Source organism: Streptomyces sp. (assembly GCF_031181705.1).
Classification (GTDB): Bacteria; Actinomycetota; Actinomycetes; order Streptomycetales; family Streptomycetaceae; genus Streptomyces.
The window spans coordinates 1-5,414 of record NZ_JAPSKN010000227.1 but is presented as its reverse complement, the minus strand read 5'-3'; the positions used below and the strand labels follow the sequence as shown (position 1 = coordinate 5,414).

The window sequence follows — 5,414 nt, the reverse complement described above, 5'->3', positions numbered from 1 at the left end:
GTGTGGTAGACCTCGGCGCCCCAGCGCAGGGCCTCGGAGAAGGACTCCGCGCCGATCGGGGCGATCATGAACTCCTGGATGTCCACGTTGGAGTCGGCGTGCGAGCCGCCGTTCAGGATGTTCATCATCGGCACCGGCAGCAGGTGCGCGTTCGGGCCGCCCAGGTAGCGGAACAGCGGCAGGTCGCTGGCCTCGGAGGCGGCGTGGGCGACGGCGAGCGAGACGCCGAGGATGGCGTTGGCGCCGAGGGAGCCCTTGTTGTCGGTGGCGTCCAGGTCGAACATCGCCTGGTCGATCAGGCGCTGCTCGGTGGCGTCGTAGCCGACCAGCTCCGGGCCGATCTGCTCGATGACCGCGAGGACGGCCTTCTCCACACCCTTGCCGAGGTAGCGGTTCGAGTCGCCGTCGCGGAGCTCGATGGCCTCGAAGGCGCCCGTGGAGGCGCCGGACGGGACGGCGGCACGGCCGGTGCTGCCGTCGTCGAGGCCGACCTCGACCTCGACCGTGGGGTTGCCTCGGGAGTCCAGGATTTCCCGGGCTACGACGACGTCGATGGACGGCACGAGCATCTCCTTCTTGATGTGACGCGGGTACGCGGGTCGCGTGGACCCGGCGAGGTGCGGGCCGGTGGCTCGCGACATGAGCCTAACCGGCTCCGGGCGATCGGCCACCGGGTCGCCCACCCCATGGACAGAACCGAGAGTAAATTGTTTCCGAACGGAACAAAGCCGGTTGCCGAAAAAACCCCGCCCCGGTGCGTACGGGGGACGACGCACCGGGACGGGGAGCCCGTGGGGACGGGGATGGGCCGCTGCCTACTTCAGGTGCAGCTGCTGGCCCGGGTAGATGAGGTTGGCGTCCTCGACGATGTCCTTGTTCAGCTGGAAGAGCTTCTCCCAGCCGCCCTTGACCTTCTCCTCGGCCGCGATCGAGCTCAGGGTGTCGCCCTTGACGACCTTGTACTCGCCGTCGCCCTTCTTGACCTTCTTGCCGGTCGGGGTGGTGACGGTCTTCTTGGCGGCCGGGCGCTCCTCGGAGCGGGAGGCCGGCTGCTGGGTCTCGCGGGTCTCGGTGCTCTGCTGGCTCTGGCTCTGGCTCTGGCTCTGCGAGGAGCTGCCGGAGTCGCTGGCGCCGCCACCGGTGTAGCCGGCGCTCGACAGGCCCTTGCCGCAGACCGGCCAGGCGCCCTTGCCCTGGCCCGCGAGGACCTTCTCGGCGATCTCGATCTGCTGGGCCTTGGTGGCCTGGTCGGCGGTGGAGGCGTACTTCGTGCCGCCGTAGCCGGCCCAGGTGGAGGCGGAGAACTGCAGACCGCCGTAGTAGCCGTTGCCGGTGTTGATGGACCAGTTGCCGCCGGACTCGCACTGGGCGACGGCCTCCCACTCGGAGGCGGTGGCGGCGGAGGCGTTGCCGGCCGCCATCAGCGGGGCGGCGACGGCGGCACCGGTGACACCGGCGATGGCGATGGCGCGAGCGGCCTTGGACGGACGGCGGTGCGTGCCCTTACCGGAAAACAGCATGGAGAGATCCCCTCACCGACGCCTGCGAGGTGAGCTGTCGGGTTCGGGCCGGTTGAGTTGCCCGGCCGCGTCCCTCACGGGACACGGCTTCACCCCAAGCCCTTCCGGCACAACCGGCCGGTCGGGCACCTACCTTGGGTCCCCCGCTCCTGCCTACGGCGCTTGACGCGACGACTGTTCCCGTGCGGCCGCTGGCAGGATTCGGCGTTGCGGCAGCCGGGGCTCGCGATGACGAGCAGTCACGACCGTAGGCAGGTGATCGGCGGAATTTCAAAGACGATCAGGGCTTCTGAGATCTATCTCTCACCGCACTTATACGGGACATATGACGCGAAACATGACGCTAACTCGCCCGGTTTCGCGGTGACTTAGGCCGTCGTTTCCGCACTGCCCGAAGGGCTACCCCTCGTCCGCTTCGCCCTCCACCGTGAGCGTCTGACCGGGCTGAACGAGGTCCGCGGCGTCGCCGGCGGCCTTCTCGTCCCCGGCGGCCGGCTCCTGCCATCCGCCGTCGACGGGGAGGGAGTCGGCGATGGACCAGGAACTGTCACCGACGCCCACGATGTAGGCGCCTTCGGACGCCTCGCCGGCACTCGTGTCGCCGCGCGAGGCGTGCCGGCCCGAGGAACCGCCCTCACGGCCGCCCGTGGAGTCGGCGCTCTCGTCGGCACTGGGGCCGCGGTGACGGCCGGAGCCGGTGTCCGCGCGGTCCGAAGCGTCACCGGCCGACGGGGAGTTGCCGGAGGCGGCACCCCCGGGCGTGGCCGAGGCCGAGCCGTCCGACGACCGGCCGGAAGGACGGGAGTCGGGCGACTTGTCGGACTTGGCGGAATCGTCCCGCGCGGTCGATGAGCCGTCAGGCGACGCCGAGCCGGACGGAGAAGGCGACGGGGACGCCGTGGACGCGGAAGGCGAGGAAGAGGAAGAGGACTCGGACGATCCCAGCGAGTCGAGCAGACCGGACGGGTTCGCCGGAGCGGATTCACCGGATTCACCGGACGAATCGGACTCCCCGGTCTCCCCCGACGCGCCCTGCTCGAGGCCGGAGAGCAGCCCGCAGGTACGCCACGCGCCGACCCCCTGGTCGGCGAGGATTCTCTCCGCCACGGATATCTGCTGGGAGCGACTGGCGAGATCGGCGCTCGGCGCGTAGTCCAGACCGCCGTGGTTCTCCCAGTCCTCCTGGGACAGGGCGAGGCCGCCGTAGTAGCCGTTACCGCTGTTCTGGCTCCAGGCACCACCCGTCTCGCAGTCCGCGACCCGGTCCCAGGTCGTGCCGTCGGCCGCGCTGGCGCCGGAGGCTCCGAGGAGCGGGATCGCGATGGCGGAGCCGGTCACTCCGGCCGCAACGAGGAGTGCCGGAGCCTGGCGGGGGCGGCGGTGCCGTCCGTTCCCGGAGAGCATGCGGAGACCTTTCGCGAGACAGCAGTGACCCACGCGGCGCAGGGTTCCCCGGCCGCGCTGATGGGTGAACGTATCCGCACACGATCACTTGTCACAAGTTCATGCCGTGCAGATCACATGAAGATCACAAAGCTGAGGGCGTGTCACCTTGCGATCGGGGTGAACTCCACCGGCAGCGTGCGCAGCCCGCGCATGATGAGCCCGCCGCGCCATCTCAGCTCGGCCGGGTCCACCGCGAGGCGGAGGTCCGGGAGGCGGGTGAGGAGGGCGGCGAGCGCGGTCTGGCCCTCCAGGCGGGCGAGCGGGGCGCCGAGGCAGTAGTGGATGCCGTGGCCGTAACCGAGGTGCTGGTTGTCACGGCGCGACAGGTCGAGCACGTCCGGGTCGGCGAACCGCTCCGGGTCCCGGTCCGCGGCGGCCAGGACGACCAGGACCGGGTCGCCCGCGTCGATCCGCTGCCCGCCGATGGTGAGCGGCTGCGTGGCGAACCGCCAGGTGGCGAGCTCGACCGGCCCGTCGTAGCGCAGCAGTTCCTCCACGCCGGTCTCCAGCAGGCCGGTCTCCCCGGCGGCGAGGGAGGCCTGCAGGCGAGTGCGCTGCTCGGGGTGGGTGAGCAGGGCGAAGGTGCCGTTGCCGATGAGGTTGACCGTCGTCTCGAAACCGGCGAACAGCAGGATGAAGGCCATCGCCGCGGCCTCGTTCTCGGTGAGGTGCTCGCCGTGGTCGGAGGCGCGGATGAGGCCGGAGATGAGGTCCTCGCCCGGGCCGGGCTCGGCGGGGAGCGCCTCCCGCTTGCGGTGGATGAGGTCGGCGAGGTAGCCGCGCATCTTCTTCACGGACCGCGCCACGCCGCCCCGCGGCCCGCCCTGGTGACGGATCATCATGCCCGCCCAGTCCCGGAAGTCGTCCTGGTCCTCGCGGGGGACGCCGAGCAGGTCGCAGATGGCGTAGATGGGCAGCGGGAAGGCGAACTCGTGGATGAGGTCGGCGCTCCCCCTGTCCGCGAACCCGTCGATGAGCCGGTCGGTGAGCTCCTGCACCCGCGGCGCGAACTCGGCGACCCGGCGGGGCGTGAACGCCTTGGACACGAGCCGCCGCAGCCGGGTGTGGTCCGGCGGGTCGATGTTGAGCAGGTGCGTCATCAGCTCGGCCTTGCGCTCCCCGGGGATGCCCGTCTTGCCCTTGGCGTGCGCGGGTTCGTCGTGGTGCGCCGGGTTCTTGGAGAGCCGGGGGTCGGCGAGGGTCTGCTTGGCGTCGGCGTAGCGCGTGACCAGCCAGGCTTCGACGCCGCTCGGGAGCCGTGTCCTGTGGACGGGGCTGTGCTCGCGGAGCCAGGCGTAGGCGGGGTAGGGGTCGCTCGCGAACTCCCAGGTGAACAGGGCGGGGGCGGGGGCGGGGGACGGAGCGGGCGGGGTGGGCTGGGGCTGGTCGGTCACCCTCCGACCGTATCCGGCCCGCCGCCGCTCCCCCGTGCCGGTCCGCTCAGCTCTCGGCCTGTCTGATCGCGTCCCGGTAGGCACGGGCCGCCGCTCTCAGGGCCGCCTCCGGGTCCACGCCCTCCGCCTCCGCGCGGACGGCCAGGGCCAAAAGGTCGTAGCCGATGCCCTCCACGGGTGGGAGCGGTATGTCCAGGTTCGCCGTGCGGGCGCGGGACGCCAGCTTGGCGGCGAGGGCCAGGCCGGGCTGGCCCAGGGGGATGCCCTCGGTGATCGAGGTGCGCTGTTTCTCGACCGCCTTGGTGCGCAGCCAGTGGGCTTTGACCTCCTCGGGCGTGGTGGCCGTCGCGTCGCCGAAGACGTGCGGGTGGCGGTGGATCAGCTTGGCGACGATGCCGCCGGCCACGTCGTCGACGGAGAACGGGGCCTCGGGGTCCTCCTCCGCGATGCGGGCGTGGAAGACGACCTGGAGGAGGACGTCGCCGAGCTCCTCGCGCAGTTCGTCCCGGTCGCCCTCCTCGATCGCCTCGACGAGCTCGTACGCCTCCTCGATGCCGTACTTGGCCAGGCCCTTGTGGGTCTGCTGGGAGGACCAGGGGCACTCGGTCCGGATCCGGTCCATGACCTGCACGAGGTCGAGCAGGCGGGCGCCCGGCAGGTCGTAGGAGGCGGGCAGCAGCTCGAGCTCGGGCATGGCGAGGCGGCCGGTGCCGGCGAGGCGGGCCAGACCGTCGGTCAGGGCCGGCTCGCCCTCACCCGTCGCCACGACGACCACCGTGCGGCCGCCGGCGCAGGTGTCGACCAGCTCCTGGGCGGTGGGGGACGCCTCCTCGACCGCGATGCCCGCCTCGCGCAGATAGGGCAGCTGTGGATGCGCGCCGTCCGCGCACAGCACCCGGTCGGCCGCGTGCAGGGCCTGCCAGGCGGGCCAGGACAGCAGGCCGGGGGCGACGCGGTGGCTGGTGGTGAGCAGGACGATGCGGCCGGGGGCGGCGGCCGCGCCGGGGGCGGCCTGCCGGGGGCCCTGGGTGGGTTCGGGGCTGTTGGCGTTCAC

The 5,414-nt window shown here is 71.7% G+C and carries 4 protein-coding genes, 1 pseudogene and 1 riboswitch; all 5 genes and pseudogenes read right to left on the bottom strand.

Annotated elements, in window-relative coordinates:
* Window positions 1-569: pseudogene (gene eno, locus RIN80_RS26070) on the bottom strand (phosphopyruvate hydratase); the annotation flags it as partial.
* 246 nt (window positions 570-815) lie between these two features.
* On the bottom strand, window positions 816-1,520 hold the full coding sequence (locus RIN80_RS26065; protein WP_309098095.1) for a transglycosylase family protein: 705 nt from the start codon (window positions 1,518-1,520) through the stop codon (window positions 816-818).
* 4 nt (window positions 1,521-1,524) lie between these two features.
* A riboswitch (cyclic di-AMP (ydaO/yuaA leader) is annotated at window positions 1,525-1,691 on the bottom strand.
* Between the two features lie 228 nt (window positions 1,692-1,919).
* Window positions 1,920-2,924: a transglycosylase family protein gene (locus tag RIN80_RS26060; protein ID WP_309098094.1), complete on the bottom strand. Its 1,005-nt coding sequence runs from the start codon at window positions 2,922-2,924 to the stop codon at window positions 1,920-1,922.
* A gap of 143 nt (window positions 2,925-3,067) precedes the next feature.
* On the bottom strand, window positions 3,068-4,360 hold the full coding sequence (locus RIN80_RS26055) for a cytochrome P450 (protein ID WP_309098093.1): 1,293 nt from the start codon (window positions 4,358-4,360) through the stop codon (window positions 3,068-3,070).
* A 46-nt stretch (window positions 4,361-4,406) separates the two neighbouring features.
* Window positions 4,407-5,414 (bottom strand): nucleoside triphosphate pyrophosphohydrolase (locus RIN80_RS26050; RefSeq protein WP_375141820.1); only part of this gene is annotated, 1,008 nt, incomplete at its 5' end.